The sequence below is a fragment of the Pseudomonas sp. FW305-7 genome, assembly GCF_058786735.1.
In genome coordinates this window covers 87,027-104,478 of the sequence record NZ_JBYSZA010000007.1, presented here as the reverse complement: position 1 = coordinate 104,478, position 17,452 = coordinate 87,027, and the positions used below count along the sequence as shown (strand labels likewise).

Sequence of the window (17,452 nt, the reverse complement as noted above, 5' to 3'; positions counted from 1 at the left end):
GCATGAGCAACCCCCTTGATCTCAGCCTGGACGGTGTAGAACGCCGATCGTTGGCCGACTTCACCGAAAGTGCCTACCTCAACTACTCCATGTACGTGATCATGGACCGTGCTCTGCCGCATATCGGCGACGGCCTGAAACCGGTACAGCGGCGTATCGTCTACGCCATGAGCGAACTGGGGCTGGACGCCGATTCCAAGCACAAGAAATCGGCGCGTACCGTCGGTGACGTGCTCGGCAAGTTCCACCCGCACGGCGATTCGGCGTGCTACGAAGCGATGGTGCTGATGGCCCAGCCGTTCAGCTATCGCTACACGCTGGTCGATGGCCAGGGTAACTGGGGTGCGCCGGACGATCCGAAGTCCTTCGCCGCCATGCGTTACACCGAAGCGCGCCTGTCGCGTTATTCCGAAGTGCTGCTCAGCGAACTGGGCCAGGGCACTGCCGACTGGGGCCCGAACTTCGACGGCACCCTGCAGGAGCCGCTGGTTCTGCCGGCGCGCCTGCCGAACATCCTGCTCAACGGCACCACCGGCATCGCCGTGGGCATGGCCACCGACGTGCCGCCGCACAACCTGCGCGAAGTCGCCACCGCTTGCGTACGCTTGCTCGATGAGCCGAAAGCCACGGTCGAACAGCTCTGCGAACACATTCAGGGCCCGGATTATCCGACCGAAGCGGAAATCATCACCCCGCGCGCCGACCTGTTGAAAATGTACGAAACCGGCAAGGGCTCGGTGCGTATGCGCGCCGTTTACCACGTCGAGGACGGCGACATCATCGTCACCGCGCTGCCGCATCAGGTCTCCGGTGCCAAGGTGCTGGAGCAGATCGCCGCACTGATGCAGGCCAAACCTTCGAAAGCACCGCAGATCGCCGACCTGCGCGACGAATCCGACCACGAAAACCCGTGCCGCATCGTGATCATTCCGGTCAACAGCCGCGTCGACCACGAAGCGCTGATGCAGCACCTGTTCGCCAGCACCGAGTTGGAGTCTACCTACCGGGTCAACGTCAACATCATCGGTCTGGACGGCAAGCCGCAGCTGAAAAACTTGCGGGCGTTGCTGGTCGAATGGCTGGAATTCCGCGTACTGACCGTGCGGCGCCGTCTGCAGTTCCGCCTCGACAAGGTCGAGCGTCGCCTGCACCTGTTGGACGGTTTGTTGATCGCCTACCTCAACCTGGATGAAGTGATCCATATCATCCGCACCGAGGAGCACCCGAAAGCCAAGCTGATCGAGCGTTTCGCCCTTAGCGAGATCCAGGCCGACTACATCCTCGACACCCGTCTTCGGCAGTTGGCACGACTGGAAGAGATGAAGCTGCGTGACGAGCAGGACGAACTGCTCAAGGAACAAGCCAAGTTGCAAGCGCTGCTGGGCAGCGAAGCCAAGCTGAAGAAGCTGGTGCGTACCGAACTGATCAAAGACGCCGAAACCTATGGCGACGACCGTCGCTCGCCAATCGTCGAGCGCGCCGAAGCCAAGGCGCTGACCGAACACGATCTGCTGCCGAACGAAAAAGTCACCGTCGTATTGTCCGAGAAAGGCTGGATTCGCTCAGCCAAGGGCCACGATATTGACGCCACTGGCCTGTCGTACAAGGCCGGCGACGGCTTCAAGACCTCGGCGGCGGGGCGCTCCAACCAGTTTGCCGTGTTCATCGACTCCACCGGTCGCAGCTATTCGGTCGCCGCGCACACCTTGCCGTCGGCGCGGGGCCAGGGCGAGCCGCTGACCGGCCGTCTGACGCCGCCACCGGGTGCGACCTTCGAATGCGTGCTGATGCCGGAGGATGATGCGCTGTACGTGATCGCCTCCGACGCCGGTTACGGTTTCGTGGTCAAAGGCGAAGATCTGCAAGCCAAGAACAAGGCCGGTAAAGCCCTGTTGAGTCTGCCGAACAATGCCAAAGTGATCGCACCGCGTCCGGTGGCTGATCGTGAGCACAACTGGCTGGCCTCGGTCACGACCGAAGGTCGCCTGCTGATCTTCAAAATCAGCGATCTGCCACAATTAGGGAAGGGCAAGGGCAACAAGATCATCGGTATTTCCGGTGAGCGTGTGGCCAGTCGCGAAGAATATGTCACGGACATCGCCGTACTTCCGGAAGGCGCAACACTGGTGCTGCAGGCCGGAAAACGGACCCTTTCGCTGAAGGCCGACGACCTCGAACACTATAAAGGTGAGCGTGGACGTCGCGGGAATAAACTCCCTCGTGGCTTCCAGCGGGTCGATGCGCTGCTCGTCGAAAACCTCAATTAGGCGTCCTAGAGCGCCGTATCTACGATTTAACGCGTAGATCGGCGCTTTGGCGCTGGAGTCGGAACGCATATTCACGGATGATATGGCTTTTCCAAGCGCCGGCGTGGCCGAGCGTTCTTCATATTTATTGAGTATTTTCACTGTGGTCAGCCTTGTGGCGGCCACCTGGACGGGATGATGACTGCTCTGCGCCCCCTTATTTTCCTGCTCGCCGGCGTTTTGGGCCTGGCGGGTTGCAGCGTTCACCAGCCGGTGTCGCTGTATCAACTGGACAGCGGAAGTCCGGTTCAGCCTGCGCAAAGCGCAGGCATGGCTGTTTTGTTGGGCCCGGTGGTCGTAGCCGATTACCTGCAACGTGAGACATTGCTGCAACGTCAGCCGGACGGCAGTCTGCAAGCGGCGACCGATGGTCGTTGGGCGGGCAGCCTTTCGTCGGATATCGATCAGTTGTTGATGCGTCAGGTGGCCGGTCATCTGGATAGCCAGCGTGTGGTACTGGCGCCAGCCACAACCGGGTTTACTCCGGATGTGCAGGTCTTGCTGACCATCACACGTCTGGACTCCGGTCAGAAACAACCGGCGATTCTCGATGCGCAATGGCGCCTGATCGACCGTCGCGGCAAGGTGCGCGATAACCGCATCGTCCATCTGCAGGAACTGCACGCCGGAAGCACGGCTTCGCAGGTTCAGGCGCAAGGGATCCTGTTGCAGCGTCTGGCTGAGCAACTGTCAGTGGCGCTCAAGCCACTGGCCAATCAGCCACCTGTGGCCGAGGCTCCGCGTAAAGCGGCACCGAAACCGGCAGCGCCGGCGGCAGAAGCCGAGAAGCAGCCGAAGATTCCGATGGCATCACCGATTCGTACGGATATGGAAGTGTTCCGCTTCTGACGCTGGATCGAGTCAGAACAGAGCCCGCCTTGTGCGGGCTTTGTTGTGTCTGGTGGCTTGAGATCTTTGTGTTCAGTGCTGGCCTCATCGCGGGCAAGCCCGCTCCCACGGGTTATCGGGCGTTGCACGGGTCTTGTGAACACCGCTACTCCTGTGGGAGCGGGCTTGCCCGCGATGAGGCCAGTGAAGGCAACAAAAAAGCCCGCAGACAATCACTCGTCTGCGGGCTTCGATGTTTCAGGCTTGAGGCTTAAGCCCGGCGCTCATGCATCCGCGCCAGTTGCCGCTCAAGCATCGACGGATAAGGCTCCATCAACCGCTCTACGCAGCAAGCGCCCTCAGGGCTGGCAATCGGGCGGATCCGTGCACGCTGGCGAATCAGTGTGTCATCACTGATCTTGCGCTCGACCAGCAGCAGATTGCGGCTGTGTTGCGACAGGGCCAGTGCATCCTGGGCCGAATCGGTGAGCAGCAGATCAATCTGACTAAGACCGAACAACTCATCACCCAGGGTCAGGCCCAGCTGCAATTGCAGGGTGATACCGCTGTCCGCCACTTCAATCTGTAACTGATGACCCAGCGCCCGCAACAACTCGCCGCAGCAGATGGCGTTGGTCAGGTAATCGTCACCGCAGTCTTCGGTGTGGAACAGCATCAGCGTGCTGCCGTCGTTCAGGGTTTCGATTTCACCCTGATACAGCGAAGCGGCTTGATCGAGGCAGTCGCGATAGCGTTCCTGCAATTCGTCCAGTCGCGCTTTAGGCAAACGCCGCAGCTGCTCTTGCGAACCCAGTTGCACCGCCAGCACGGCCGTGTGTTGCGGCACGCTTGGCGTCGCTTTGCGAATCACCGGGTGCGCGGTTTGAGCAAGCGATTCGTCACGCAGATCGGCGAACGCGTCATCGTCCTCATCGTCTTCGACGGTGCTGACCACATGGCGAGGCGCGGGTTTTTGCGCAGCCAGCGGGCGAGTCTCGTCGAAGCTCGGATCACGCAGGTTGCGCACTTCGAACTCAGGCTCGTCGTCCTCGTCTACGAACTCGGGTTCCGGTTCAGGCGCAGGCTCCGGTGCGTAGTTGGCGTGCAACTGACGAGCCAGATCGCCGATTTCATCCTGACGGTCGATGCCCGGCGTGTGCTCGTCGATTCGGCGCAGCCAGACGCGCAACTGCAGCAACGGCGTCGACAGGTAACGGCCCATACGCAGGCTCAAGGCTAACGACAGCGCCAACAGAATCGCACTCAAAATGCCCATGCTTTGCAGGCTGATGGTCATCGGCTGCTGGAACTGATCCATGTCGAGGCTGATGCGCAGTTGCCCGGCGGTCACGTCCTGGAAAGTGATCTTGCTCTCGTACATGCCTTCGGCTTCGCCCAAAAGGCTGTGCTTGGGGCGCTGACCGGATTCGGCGAGGATGCGGTTGTCCACGCTATAGATCGCCGCGTGGGCCACCAGTTTGTTCTTGGTCAGGTTATTGAGCAGCACGTTGAGGCTGAGGATGTCGTTGGACACCAACAGCTCCGTGGCGGAAGTGGCGGTCTGCGTGGTCAGGCTTTCGCCCAGCGCATCGGCCTGCTCGTGCATGGCCTGCTTGAATTGCAAACCCATCACGCCGGCATAGATCACCAGGGCCAGAGCGACCAGGATCACGTTATGGCTGGCAATGCGCAATGCAATCGGTACACGGCGATGGCGCAGTGCACGGAAGATCAGCAGGAAGAAGTTATCGGTTTTAACTGGCGTGGGCCGGTTCACTGAGCTCGGCTCTTTTGTCCGTGAAGTTGACGCGCAGTATAGCGACAGGCCCTAGACCGGCAAAGCGCTCGCGGTGCCCGATGGTCACTGAAAGTGGGTAGAATGCGGTTTTTTTCCAGTTGCGGGGGTGCGCGTTGCGCGAAATCGTCCTGATTAACATCACGGGAGTCGACCGTCCGGGTCTGACGGCGGCCATTACCGGTGTTCTGGCACAGGGTGGCGTGAACATTCTCGACATCGGTCAGGCGGTGATCCACGACATGCTGTCGTTCGGCATCCTGGTGGAAATTCCCGATTCCGAGCAGGGTAAATCCGTGCTCAAGGACATCCTGTTCAAGGGCTACGAGCTCGATCAGCAGGTGCGTTTCACCCCGGTGTCCGAAGAGGATTACCAGCAATGGGTGGGCAATCAGGGCAAAAAGCGCCACATCGTTACCCTGCTGACCCGTAAAGTGACCGCCGGCCAACTGCAGGCTGTCAGCTCGATCACCGCCAAATATGGCTTGAACATCGATCACATCGACCGTCTGTCGGGTCGCATGCCATTGGACACCCCGGCCGACAAGGGCAAGGGCTGCATCGAGTTCTCCGTGCGTGGTGAAGCGGCCGATCCGCAGGCGCTGCGCGCTGAATTCCTCAGCGTCGCTCAAGAGCTGAACGTCGATATCGCCTTCCAGGAAGATTCGCTGTTCCGTCGCAACCGTCGTCTGGCGGTGTTCGACATGGACTCGACGCTGATCGAAGCGGAAGTCATCGATGAACTGGCCAAGGCCGCCGGCGTCGGCGAGCAGGTTTCGGCGATCACCGAGCGGGCGATGGCCGGCGAGCTGGATTTCCGTGCCAGTTTCAAGGAGCGTCTGGCATTGCTCAAAGGCCTCGACGTCAGCGTGCTGGACTCGATCGGCGCGTCGCTGCGGCTGACCGAAGGTGCAGAAACCCTGTTCGCCGAACTCAAGCGTCTGGGCTACAAGACTGCAATCCTGTCCGGCGGCTTCACCTATTTCGCCAAACAGTTGCAAGCCAAACTCGGCATCGACTATGTGTTCGCCAACGAACTGGAAGTGGTCGACGGCAAGTGTACTGGCGTGGCGATCGAGCCGATTGTCGACGCGCAGCGCAAGGCTGACCTGCTGAAGGAGCTGGCGCACAAGGAAGGTTTGCGTCTGGAGCAGACCATCGCGGTCGGCGACGGCGCGAATGACCTGCCGATGCTGGCGATTGCCGGATTGGGTGTGGCGTTCCGTGCCAAGCCGCTGGTCAAGCAGTCGGCGAAGCAGGCGATCTCGACGTTGGGTCTTGATGGCGTGTTGTATCTGCTGGGTTTCCGCGATCGCGACGGGCAGCTCTAAGATCTCTGCTGTCTGAGCGGGCCTCATCGCGGGCAAGCCACGCTCCCACAGGTGTTGGGTTACTCACAAAATTGTGATCACCTCAAAACCTGTGGGAGCGTGGCTTGCCCGCGATTGCCGCGCCGCCAATCCCAAGCTGTGCGTTTACAGTGATTTCCACAACGAATCAAAATCCTCCTCGCTCCCGCCATTCTGCGCGGCCTCCAGCGAGCGATAAGCAAACTGATTGAAACTGTGCGTACTCGCCACCCGTCGATCCAGCCCGGCGCGGTGCTCCTCGCCGTGGGTGTTGATCAGCACTTTATTGCCTTCCTGAAACGGCAGTCGTGGTGCCAGCAAGGTTGCCGGTAAATCGATTGCGCTGATTTCCGGCAGCAGTAATCCGCGTAAATAGTGACTGTGGTCGTCTCGCGAACGCACCAGTTGCAAGCCGCATGGCTGTGCATGGGGCGCCACCAGTTCGATGCCCATCTGCGTTCCGCCACCGCGCACTTGCCGGATCCAGCGAATCACCGCGATGCTCCAGCCCAGATTCGCGCTGTCCTGAATCCCGAGCATTTCACCTGCCTGCAATTCGGCGGGCACCTCTTTCGGCCAGCCAAGGCAATAACCCCCGGGGCTGTGATTGATCACTGGCAACGCATAGGTCGGATAGTGCGGCGTGTTGTCGGTGCTGTTTTCGTCCTCGACCAGATGGTCGTACTGAATTTCCTCATAAGGCAGGAACTCATCAGCCTGGCTTTGCGGAGCGGCATCGAAGGCCTGACTCCAGCTGTCTTTTTCTCCCTTGGCCACCACGCTGCTGAAGTTCGCCGCACGGGCCCCGGGATGCTTGAGCAATTCGCTGAACGTGCGTTCGCCGCCGAGGTAGAAGTGCAGGGCGCTCATGCCCACGCACACGGTCAAAGTGCCCTGACCCATGGTGCGTTGAAAGCTGCGCTCGGCGGTCTGGCCCCAGGTTGCGTGCAAGTGTTGCAGGGTATCGAAGCTGAGGCCTGTCGAGATCGGTAGTGGCGTCGAGGTGTCCTGACGCAGCAGATGCGCTTCGATGGCATTCACCAACGGCTGCGGATCGAAACCGAGTAGCCCGGGCTTTTGCTCACTACGAAACATCGAGCGGTAGCGCGGGCCGACGTCAATGTCGGCACTAATCGCAAACAAGCCATCGTCCGGACTGCCGGGGCGCAGCTTGAGCAAGGCGCTCCACGGCTCCAACACTTCCGCGAGCCGGGCGATCTGGTTTTGGCGCAGTTGGTTGCAACGGGCGCTGCCCAATAACAGGGTGGCGATGTAAGTCTGTTCGAGGCTCAGCTCCGTGGTCAGGCTGGCGAGGTCGTCATGCACGCGGCGCTGATGCAACTGCAATTCACAGGCGAGGCGATACAGCTGATGCAGCTCGAACCACAGGTGTTCCGGCGGCGAACTGTACAACTGCGTGGCGCGCACCAGTTGACCCTTGAGTGCATGCGCCGCCCGTTGCAGGGCCAGGCTGATCAGCGCCGCGCGATCCTTGCTGTACTTGGGCGCGATGCGCAAAAGGATCTGTTTGTAGCCGATGGACAGCTGACTTTGCAGCGTCTGACACAGGTTGCTGATCTTGCGCGAGCGCTCATCAAGCATGATTGCCTGATGCAGGAAGTGCCGCTCCAGGTGCTGGCAGACGAAATACACCTCGGGGCGCAACAGCTCCAGCAGTTGCAGGCGATTGTCGCTGGGGGTCAGCAATTGATTGAGCTCGCCCAGTCCTTGATACAACTGGCGGGCGGTTTCGCCGATATTGGCCTTGGGCAGGCCGGCGATCCAGCGCTTGAGGTCGCGCGGTGTGGCGTCGCAAAACGACAGGCGCGATTGCGTCGGAGTGGGGGCGCTTAGCAGCGGAGGGGAGATGGTCTGGCTCATGCCAAAAACCATAGCAGCAAATGCTGCAACCTGTGGGAGCCGAAGCGGCTCCCACAGCAAGGCATCAGGCTTTTGGCAGTGCCAAGCCTTGGCCCATTTGTACTGGCGAACCGGCCGCCAGCTCTTCGGCCCACTTCACTTGATCCGGGCCGAACAGCACGATCGCGGTCGAGCCCAGCTTGAAGCGGCCCAACTCAGCACCTTTTTCCAGATGGATCGGCGCACGGGCGGCTTCGTCGTAGCGGAAGGTTTTCAGTTCACGCTTGGGCGGCGTGACCAGACCGGCCCACACGGTTTCGATCGAAGCAACGATCATCGCGCCCACCAGCACAACAGCCATCGGCCCGCGCTCGGTGTCGAAGATGCACGCTACGCGCTCATTGCGGGCGAACAGTTCCGGCACGTTTTCGGCGGTGGTCTGGTTGACCGAGAAGATCCGGCCCGGGATGTAGACCATTTCGCGCAGGGTGCCGGCCAGCGGCATGTGCACGCGGTGGTAGTCCTTCGGCGACAGGTAAATAGTCGCGAAGTCGCCACCCATGAACGGCGCCGCATTGGCCGCGTCACCGCCGAGCAGTTCCAGCACGCTGAAGCTGTGGCCCTTGGCCTGGAACACACGACCGTGTTCGATCGGGCCGAGTTGGCTGACCGCACCGTCGGCCGGGCTGAGGATCGCGCCCGGCGTCTGGTCCAGTGGGCGCGCGCCGTCTTTCAGGGCACGGGTGAAGAAGGCGTTGAAGTGCTCGTAAGCGGTCAGGTCTTCAACCAGCGCTTGCGACATGTCCACCTGATAACGCTTGGCGAACCATTGGGTGAAGGCATTCTTGAACCAGCGCACGCGGCACTCGGCGACGCAGCCGGCCAGGCGCGACAGCAGGTGATGAGGCAGCAGGTACTGACTGAGGATAAACAGACGCTCTTTCATTAGTTGTCCTTAAAAACCTTAAATCTCGACAGGCGTGTCAGGGTGGTTGCCCCATTCGCCCCAGGAACCGGCGTAGCCCTTGATCCGCGGATAACCGAGGGACTTGGCCACCAGATAAGTGAAGCCCGACCGGTGATGGGTCTGGCAGTGGGTAATGATTTCTTTGTCCTTGGTGATCCCGAGGTCTTCGAGGATCTGCGGCATGTCCGTGCGAATGCGCAGGTGACGTGCCTTGTCCATGCCCGCCGTCCACTCGAAGTTGACCGCGCCGGGAATGTGCCCGGCCTTGGCTGCGAGCACTTTCTCACCGGAGTATTCCAGCGGCCCGCGTGCATCCCAGATCGCCAGATCGGCGGCGCCGAGACGGCTTTGCAGGTATTCGCGGGTGGCGGTCGGCTCTTCGTGCAGCGTCAACGGCACCGGGCCGCCGACAGTCGACGGGACCTGGATCGACATCGGCGAACCTTCCGCCAGCCACGCCGGCAGACCGCCATCGACATAGTGGTACTTGTCGTGACCGATCACGTCGAGCAGCCAGATGAAGCGCCCGGCCCAGCCGCCGCCTTCGTCGTCATAGACCACGTAGACCGCGTCTTTGCGATGGCCCAGTTCACCGAACAACGCTTCCAGATCGGCTTTCGCCGGCAGCAGCCCCGGCGCCGGCGGCTGGCCGAGCTGGGTGCGTTTCGGGTCGACAAACCGTGCACCGGGCAGGTGACCTTCGGCATAGCGGGCGGGGCTGGTCAAGTCCACCAGAATCAGTTCGCTGGACTCGAGCCGAGGGAGCAGGTCGCTCGGTTCGATAACGAGCGGCAAGCCAGAGAAGTCAGACATGTGAGGTCTCCAGGGCACAAAGGGGAGGATTGTAGCGCAGCCTCATCGGCCACGGCTGCTAAAGCTGTGCAGGGCCTTTTCGATGCACTGCGCGGTTTTGCCGAAGGCTTGCACGCTGATGTCGGCGAATGGCCCGCCGCCCTGATCGGCAACGACGATCATGATCACCCGGCCATTATTGAGCAATGAGCGCAGGAACAGGTGCTCGCCACGGAACAGCGTGCGCAGGCCTGCCGGCAATAACGCGGAGAATTGTGCGTTGTTCTCGGGATTGATCCGCACCTGCGCCTGTTGGGTCAGCAGTCGTTGCAGGACTTTGCTTTGGCTGACGACAAAATTCAGCGCCCCGGCTGCCTTCGGCAGACCGAACGTCTGATGCACACGCAGATTCGATTGCGTGCGATCGGCCATCAGGATCATCACCCGGCGCATGCCGCTGGCAACCAAGGCATCGCGGGCGGCGACGGTCAGGCTCATGGCATTGGTAAAGCGGCTCGGCTCGGCGAGCAGTTCGGCGCACTGTTTACGCCACTGGGTCAGATCTTCGGCATTCGGCGCTGGCGCGGGCAACATGCCGGCAGGCAGACGATGGGTGCCCCACGGCCACAACAGCGAAACCGCCGGGTGCCACAAATCGGGCATTGCATGCTGACGCGCACTGTTGGCGGCTTGCTGGTGCAGCTGTTGCTGCACCTCGTCCATCGAAATCTGCAGGTAAAGGCTGGTCAGGTATTGCCAACGCTCGCTGTGCGGACTGTCCCAGGCCTGCTGTGCCGACAGCGCCAGACCATTGGCCAACAGAACGGTGTTGGCCGGCTGATTGAGCCAGCGACGCAAGGTCGGGTCATCGTCGAGGCGATTTTGCTGGCGCAGCGGATGTTCGCTGTCGCGGGCGATGCGCAACACTTTGACCAGTTCGCGCTGTTCGCTGAGCAGCAATTTGTAGCCCTGCTGCACCCAGATCGGCAGATGCCAGACTTGCACCAGCGCTTCAGCGATTTTCAGCAGACGCACACCGAACAATTGCTTCTCGACAGTCCGCGCCGATTCGCCCTTGTGGATAACTCGCAGCTCCCACTCTTCAAGTAGCTGTGGATAGGTCAGCGCCAATGGCCATAGTGGCGAGAGAAACAGCAGACTGCCCCAATGAATGTCCTGCCACAGCCGCGCCAGGCGACTGGCGAAAAAACCGTTGGCTTGCTGCGAAGCGTGCTGGCTGATCATTTGCAGTTGGCGCAGGGCCTTGGGGATCTGCATCTGCGGTTCGGCCGGCAGGCGCGCGAGCAACTCTTCAGTGCGGGCGAGGCCGAGACGATTGATCGCAACTTCAAGATTTTCCGCCGGCGTGCCCATGTTGCCGTGGGTGTGACGATTCGCCTCACGGATGATGCTCAAGGCCAGCGCCGGGCTGTCCTGCATCAGGTCGGCGATGTCGCGTATCGAGCTGCGATTATCACGGATCGCCCGGCAGACTTTGTCGTGAGCCTCTTGCGGCACGGGCAGGCGGACGCTGTCGAGCAGCTTGACCCAGCCGTCGACGGTGGTCGGTTTTGCGTGTGGGACGTTCGTTTCATTAGCCATGTCTGGACGAGATCTTCACTGACTGTAGACGCGCCCGGCATGGGCTAAATTGGCTTTTCGCCTGAACTGGCTATAGTCTGGCGCAGTTTTGCCGATAAGTAGAAGAAGAGATTTTTTAACTTCCGAATATGACCTTGAACCCGACTTAAATAAGTACTTTCTACCTATGGCTAAAATTATCGGCATCATCGTCGTATTCGCGAGCGTGCTCGGCGGATACGTGCTCTCCCACGGCAAGATTGCCGCCCTGATCCAGCCTTTCGAGGTGATGATCATCGGTGGTGCGGCACTGGGTGCATTCCTCCAGGCCAACCCCGGTTACATGACGATGCACGTGCTCAAGAAATCCCTGAGCATGTTCAGTTCGCGCTTCAGCCACACTTTCTATCTGGAAGTGCTCGGCCTGATCTACGAGATCCTCAACAAGAGCCGCCGCGAAGGCATGATGGCCATCGAAGGCGACATCGAAGATGCCGCTGCGAGCCCGATCTTCGCCAAGTACCCGGCGGTACTGAAAGACGAACGCATGACCGCGTTCATCTGCGATTACCTGCGCATCATGTCCTCCGGCAACATGGCTCCGCACGAGCTGGAAGGCCTGTTCGACATGGAGCTGTATAGCCTGAAGGAAGACCTCGAGCACCCATCCCACGCGGTGAACGGCATTGCCGACGCCATGCCGGGTTTCGGTATCGTCGCGGCGGTACTGGGTATCGTGGTGACCATGGCCTCGCTGGGTGAAGGCGATCAGAAGTCCATTGGTCTGCACGTGGGTGCGGCACTCGTGGGTACCTTCTTCGGTATTCTCGCGGCCTACGGTTTCTTCGGTCCGTTGGCGCACTCGTTGGCTCACGATGCCAAGGAAGAACTGAACGTCTACGAGGCCATCAAGGCTTCGCTGGTGGCTTCGGCTTCCGGCATGCCGCCGTCGCTGGCGGTGGAGTTCGGTCGCAAGGTTCTGTACCCGGCGCACCGTCCAAGCTTCGCCGAGCTGGAACAAGCGGTTCGCGGTCGCTAAGTCATGGAAAATAATCAGCCGATTATCATCAAGCGCGTCAAGCGCATAGCCGGCGGGCATCACGGCGGGGCGTGGAAAATCGCCTTCGCCGACTTCGCCACGGCGATGATGGCGTTCTTCCTGGTGTTGTGGCTGCTGTCCACCGCTACGCCTGAGCAGAAGATCGCCATCGCCGGCTATTTCAAAGACCCGGTCGGCTTCTCCGAAAGCGGCACGCCGTACATCATCGATCTGGGCGGTACGCCGACGCTGGCGCCGGAAAACACCCTCAACCCCGAGGTTAAATCCCAGCCGCAACCGGACAAGGTCACGGTCGACACCGAACAGGTTGAAGGCATGGCCGAGCAGGTTGAGAAAGAACGTCTGGAACTGCTCCTGCAAGAACTGCAGAACAAGGTCGACGAGAATCCGCAGCTGCAGAAATTCAAGGACCAGATCCTTTTCGAGATCACGCCGAACGGCTTGCGCATCCAGATCATGGACGCCGAGAACCGGCCGATGTTCGACTCGGGTTCGGCACGCCTGAAACCGTACTTCGAAGACATCCTGCTGGCCATGGCCGACACCATCAAAGCGGTGCCGAACAAGATCAGCATCAGCGGCCACACCGACGCCAAGCCGTACACCGGCACCGGCGATTTCGGTAACTGGGAACTGTCGGCCAACCGCGCCAACGCCGCCCGCCGTGCTTTGGTTGCGGGCAGCTATCCGGATGCGCAAGTGGCGCGGGTGGTCGGTTACGCCTCGTCGGCATTGTTCGACAAGGAAAACCCGTTCAACCCGGTCAACCGACGCATCGACATTGTGGTGCTGACCAAAAAGGCCCAAGCCGCGATCGAAGGTTCGCAAGGTGCCGATCCGGCGAAACCGGCCGATGAGAGTCAGAACGGCGCCGCTCCGGCAACGCCGGTCGACCCGAACGCGCTACCGGCGGATCAGCAACCGGTACCGGCACACGAGTTGCGCGAACGGCTCAACCTGTTCGACGACGCCGCGCCGAAACCGGCCGAACCGGGCAGTGCGGCCCCCGCGCCGAAGCAGTAATCCATAAAAAGCCACGGTGACCGTGGCTTTTTTGTGCCTGCCTGCGTCGCATTGACCAGTCGCAGTTTTCGCAATCACGGAAGATCAGTTATGGAAAGACTCAAAGCCTATTTTCAGCGGCACGGCAACGCTCCCTTCAAATTCGGCGAGGGTCGGGTCAGTGGCTACATCTCGGCCACGCTCGGGCTGCTGAGCCTGCTGGCGGTATTCTGCTTCCTGTTTCCCGAATGGCTGACCACGGCCGAACTGCGCAAGGTCTACGACGAGCAATTCGCCCGTACCACGCTGTTGCTCGGGCTGGTGCTGTCGTTCAGCCTCGGCACCCTGAACATCCTGCTCAACAAGCGTAAACGCCTGGGCATCACCGGACTGGTCGCGTCAGGCCTGGCGGTGTTTCTCGGCGGCACCAATGTGCAGGTCAGCGAGATCGGGCAGACCCCTTACTCGCTCGGTCTGGACTGGTTTGTGCTGGCGCTGCTGATCTCGGCGCTCGTGTTTATTCCGCTGGAAAAGCTTTACTCCAAAGACCCCGAGCAGAACATCCTGCGCCCGCACTGGCGTACCGACCTGACCTACTTTTTCGTCAGCCACATGCTGGTGCAGTTCATCCTGATCTTCATCACTGCCTCGTCGAGCTACATCGCCGGTTGGGCGGTGTCGCCGGGCTTGCAGGCCAGCGTGCAAAGTTTGCCGCTGGTGGTGCAGTTCCTGCTCGCGATACTGGTGGCGGATCTGGGTCAGTACTGGCTGCATCGGCTCTACCACGTCGTGCCATTTCTGTGGCGCCTCCACGCCGTGCATCACTCCAGCACGCACATGGACTGGCTTGCTGGCTCGCGTGTGCACTTCATCGAAATCCTTCTGACCCGCACCGGCGTGCTGGTGCCGCTGATGCTGCTGGGCTTCGCGCCGCAGGCGTTGAATGCCTACGTGATTCTGGTCGGCGTCCAAGCCGTACTGGCTCACGCCAACGTGCGGATCAACGGCGGCTGGCTGAATTACCTGATCGTCCTGCCGCGTTACCACCATTGGCACCACGCCCGGCACAAGGACTACATCTACAAGAACTACGCAATCCACACACCGCTGGTGGACATGCTCTTCGGCACCTTCAAGCTGCCGCCGAAGGAATGGCCAGTACGTTATGGCGTGTTTGGCAAAGAATTGCCGGGCGGGATTGTGCGTCAGCATCTGTATGCGTTTCGGAAGCCTGAGCCGAAGTAGGGCGGGGTGGATGTGAAAAAGCCGCGATGATCGCGGCTTTTTCTTTTGGCTTTCGAATGGTTGCTTTTCGCGCGGGACCGATCTTTTCGGCTGGCCTCAAGGCAGTTGGAAAGCACGGGTAGAGTGCTGATTATCATGTGTTGCTAAATGGATTTGAAGAAAGGGAGTGTCAGGCGTGAGTGTGTTAATTCCGGCGAATGTTATCCAAGAGATATATGTTCATCCACACGAGACGTATATCAAGCCGTTCGGTAAGGCCTGGAGGTTCATGGAAGCGAGTACAAAGTGGATGTACGCCGTAATTTTGTGCGGTGTCGTGTTTGCGAATTTGTTTGGAAGGCCTTCTTTTTCCGATCCTGTCGCTTACTTGGTACTCGGAGTCGTGGCGATTGTCGTATTCGTGATTGTGCTCATCAAACTGGTAGAAAGGTCGGAGAGTAAGGCTCAGGCCGATAATGAAAGTCCTGTCGAGTCCGGTTTCCATGTGGGCTTTGAGTCGTCGGGCGTCACCATCGAAAGGCAGATGAGTTCAGAGCATTTTTCTGGCGTAATCCCCCAATCGGATATCAAGCAAATTTCCGGCTATGTTCAGGGCGGTTGGCTCGGTGCGCGGGATTGCGGTGTTGTCATTGAGAGAAATGACGGTGCGCAGTTTCGCTTTGTTTTGTCTTTGAAGAAGTCTCGGTTGGATGATTTTCTCAGAGACTTTGAATTATCGCTGAAGCAGTTGGATTACCCTGTGGGACCGCTGAGAAAGTTTCAGGTTTGACCAGAGGGTGTCTCACTGTTTGGTAAGAGATTCTTGGCCGGATAAACCATCGTCAGAACTTGAACATAAAAAAACCGCGAATCTCGCGGTTTTTTTACGCTTGAAGCTTGCTGGTCAGTAACCGTTTTCCGGCAGACTGGCGATGATCGAGCGATAGCTGTTCATCCGTTGCTGCTGCACGCGGCCATCTTCCAGAGCCTTGAGCAACGCACAACCCGGTTCACGATCATGCTTGCAGTCGCGGAAGCGGCAGGTGCCGAGCAGGTCGTTGAACTCGATGAAGCCGGCTTCGACGTCGGCGCGGCTGACGTGGCCGAGGCCGAATTCCCGGATACCCGGGGAGTCGATCAACTCACCGCCGCCCGGGAAGTGGAACAGCCGTGCGGTCGTCGTCGTGTGCGTGCCTTGCCCCGACAGTTCGGACAACGGCCCGACGCGGGTTTCCACCTCAGGCAACAAGCTGTTGACCAGCGACGACTTGCCGACACCGGACTGACCGACGAACACGCTGATGCGCCCGTCGAGCTGCTGTTGCAGTTGTTCCATACCGTTGCCGTGGTGCGCCGAGACTTCCAGCACCGGATAACCCAGCGTGCGGTAAACGGCCAGCAGGGCGTTGAGCGCCGGGGCGTTCTGCTCGTCGATCAGGTCGAATTTGTTCAGCAGCAGCAACGGGCGGATGCCGGCGTGTTCGGCGGCTACGAGGTAGCGGTCGATCAGGTTGGCATGCGGCTCGGGCAGTGGGGCGAAAACGATGACGATCATGTCGACGTTGGCCGCGACCGGCTTGAGCTGGCCTCGGCTGTCCGGGCGGCACAGCTCGGTGCTGCGCGGCAATTGCGCGACGATCACCCCGATGCCCTGGTTGCCGGCACGCCAGACCACCTGGTCACCGGTTACCAGTGCGGGCAGGTTGGCACGCAAGTGGCAACGGAACACTTGGCCGGCGAGTTCGCCGTCCTTGGCCTCGACCTCGACCTGCACACCGAAGTGAGCGATGACCAGACCGTGTTGCTCAGGGCCGAGGTCGCCGCCCTCCAGGGCTTCGACAGCCGAGGACTCGCGTTTGGCGGCGCGGGCAGCGCGCTCGCCCTGAATCTTTTCGATGCGCCAGTTTTGACGACGATTGAGTTGGCGTTTGGCCATGGGTGTTCCGTCTGAAGAATGCAGCGATTAGGTAAAACGGCCGCGAGTTTAGCACGCCCGGGCACCGGCCTAGGCTAAACTGCGCAGCATTGCCTAGGAGCCGAAATATGCAAAACCCGCAGAATCTGATCTGGATCGACCTGGAAATGACCGGTCTGGATCCGGATAACGACGTCATCATCGAAATGGCCACTATCGTCACCGACAGTGACCTCAATACCCTGGCCGAAGGCCCGGTGATCGCCATCCACCACAGCGATGACGTTCTCGCGCGCATGGACGAGTGGAATACCCGCACCCACGGCAACTCTGGCCTTACTCAGCGCGTGCGTGACAGCCGCATCAGCATGGCCGAAGCCGAAGCGCAAACCATCGCCTTCCTGGAGAAGTGGGTGCCGAAGGGCAAGTCGCCGATCTGCGGCAACAGCATCTGCCAGGACCGCCGCTTCCTTTATACCCACATGAAAGCGCTGGAAAGCTACTTCCACTACCGCAACCTCGACGTCTCCACGCTCAAGGAACTGGCCGCCCGCTGGGCACCGGATGTGCGCGACAGCTTCAAGAAGGGCAGCACGCACCTGGCACTGGACGACATCCGCGAATCCATCGCCGAGTTGCAGCACTACCGCAAGCACTTCATCAAGTTCTGATTGAGCGGTGTCTGCACTGACGTCTTCGCGAGCAAGCCCGCTCCCACAATTTGGAATGCGTTCCCCCTGTGGGAGCGGGCTTGCTCGCGAAGAGGGCGACAG

At 60.3% G+C, this 17,452-nt stretch carries 14 protein-coding genes; 8 read left to right on the top strand and 6 right to left on the bottom strand.

Translation table 11 applies throughout. The features are described 5' to 3' along the window. The first annotated feature begins 2 nt into the window (after positions 1 to 2). Entirely contained in the window at positions 3 to 2,267 is a 2,265-nt protein-coding gene (gene parC / locus AC3WMT_RS11595) for a DNA topoisomerase IV subunit A (protein ID WP_103304645.1), read from the top strand. A gap of 177 nt (positions 2,268 to 2,444) precedes the next feature. Next, the gene (locus AC3WMT_RS11590) at positions 2,445 to 3,155 is read left to right on the top strand and encodes a PqiC family protein (RefSeq protein ID WP_103304646.1); all 711 of its coding nucleotides are present in this window, start codon (positions 2,445 to 2,447) and stop codon (positions 3,153 to 3,155) included. A 250-nt stretch (positions 3,156 to 3,405) separates the two neighbouring features. On the opposite strand, the gene AC3WMT_RS11585 is transcribed toward AC3WMT_RS11590, so the two are convergent. Next, the gene (locus AC3WMT_RS11585; protein WP_103304647.1) at positions 3,406 to 4,911 is read right to left on the bottom strand and encodes an AhpA/YtjB family protein; all 1,506 of its coding nucleotides are present in this window, start codon (positions 4,909 to 4,911) and stop codon (positions 3,406 to 3,408) included. Positions 4,912 to 5,045: 134 nt separating this feature from the next. On the opposite strand from AC3WMT_RS11585, the gene serB reads away from it, so the two are divergent. Further along, complete coding sequence (gene serB, locus AC3WMT_RS11580) at positions 5,046 to 6,260, top strand: phosphoserine phosphatase SerB (protein WP_103304648.1); 1,215 nt, start codon at positions 5,046 to 5,048, stop codon at positions 6,258 to 6,260. A gap of 144 nt (positions 6,261 to 6,404) precedes the next feature. Here serB and AC3WMT_RS11575 read toward each other — a convergent pair whose 3' ends face one another. The 4 genes from AC3WMT_RS11575 to AC3WMT_RS11560 all read right to left on the bottom strand — a co-directional run bounded on the left by AC3WMT_RS11575 (position 6,405) and on the right by AC3WMT_RS11560 (position 11,499). Beyond that, complete coding sequence (locus AC3WMT_RS11575) at positions 6,405 to 8,159, bottom strand: cyclic-di-GMP receptor FimW-related protein (RefSeq protein WP_103304649.1); 1,755 nt, start codon at positions 8,157 to 8,159, stop codon at positions 6,405 to 6,407. 64 nt (positions 8,160 to 8,223) lie between these two features. Next, a complete protein-coding gene (gene asd, locus AC3WMT_RS11570; protein WP_064388600.1) occupies positions 8,224 to 9,084 on the bottom strand; it encodes an archaetidylserine decarboxylase in 861 nt (286 codons plus the stop codon). Positions 9,085 to 9,102: 18 nt separating this feature from the next. Beyond that, entirely contained in the window at positions 9,103 to 9,918 is an 816-nt protein-coding gene (gene rhdA, locus AC3WMT_RS11565; RefSeq protein ID WP_103304650.1) for a thiosulfate sulfurtransferase, read from the bottom strand. A gap of 42 nt (positions 9,919 to 9,960) precedes the next feature. Beyond that, positions 9,961 to 11,499 (bottom strand): HDOD domain-containing protein, encoded by a 1,539-nt coding sequence (locus AC3WMT_RS11560; protein WP_103304651.1) that lies wholly within the window; start codon positions 11,497 to 11,499, stop codon positions 9,961 to 9,963. Positions 11,500 to 11,665: 166 nt separating this feature from the next. Here AC3WMT_RS11560 and motA point away from each other — a divergent pair, with 166 nt between their 5' ends. From motA to AC3WMT_RS11540, 4 genes are all read left to right on the top strand, one after another. After that, positions 11,666 to 12,517, top strand: a complete 852-nt coding sequence (gene motA, locus AC3WMT_RS11555; RefSeq protein ID WP_007952169.1) for a flagellar motor stator protein MotA — start codon at positions 11,666 to 11,668, stop codon at positions 12,515 to 12,517. Between the two features lie 3 nt (positions 12,518 to 12,520). Further along, positions 12,521 to 13,561, top strand: coding sequence for a flagellar motor protein MotB (gene motB / locus AC3WMT_RS11550; protein ID WP_103304652.1), 1,041 nt, complete (start codon positions 12,521 to 12,523; stop codon positions 13,559 to 13,561). A gap of 90 nt (positions 13,562 to 13,651) precedes the next feature. Then, on the top strand, positions 13,652 to 14,785 hold the full coding sequence (locus tag AC3WMT_RS11545) for a sterol desaturase family protein (RefSeq protein WP_103304653.1): 1,134 nt from the start codon (positions 13,652 to 13,654) through the stop codon (positions 14,783 to 14,785). 175 nt (positions 14,786 to 14,960) lie between these two features. Continuing rightward, positions 14,961 to 15,554: a hypothetical protein gene (locus tag AC3WMT_RS11540; protein ID WP_103304654.1), complete on the top strand. Its 594-nt coding sequence runs from the start codon at positions 14,961 to 14,963 to the stop codon at positions 15,552 to 15,554. A gap of 114 nt (positions 15,555 to 15,668) precedes the next feature. Here the strand turns inward: AC3WMT_RS11540 and rsgA are convergent, their stop codons facing one another. Then, complete coding sequence (rsgA, locus tag AC3WMT_RS11535; RefSeq protein WP_103304655.1) at positions 15,669 to 16,700, bottom strand: small ribosomal subunit biogenesis GTPase RsgA; 1,032 nt, start codon at positions 16,698 to 16,700, stop codon at positions 15,669 to 15,671. 107 nt (positions 16,701 to 16,807) lie between these two features. On the opposite strand from rsgA, the gene orn reads away from it, so the two are divergent. Continuing rightward, positions 16,808 to 17,350 carry an oligoribonuclease gene (gene orn, locus AC3WMT_RS11530; protein WP_103304656.1) on the top strand — a complete coding sequence of 181 codons (543 nt, stop codon included), beginning with the start codon at positions 16,808 to 16,810 and terminating at the stop codon, positions 17,348 to 17,350. The last annotated feature ends 102 nt before the right edge of the window (positions 17,351 to 17,452 follow it).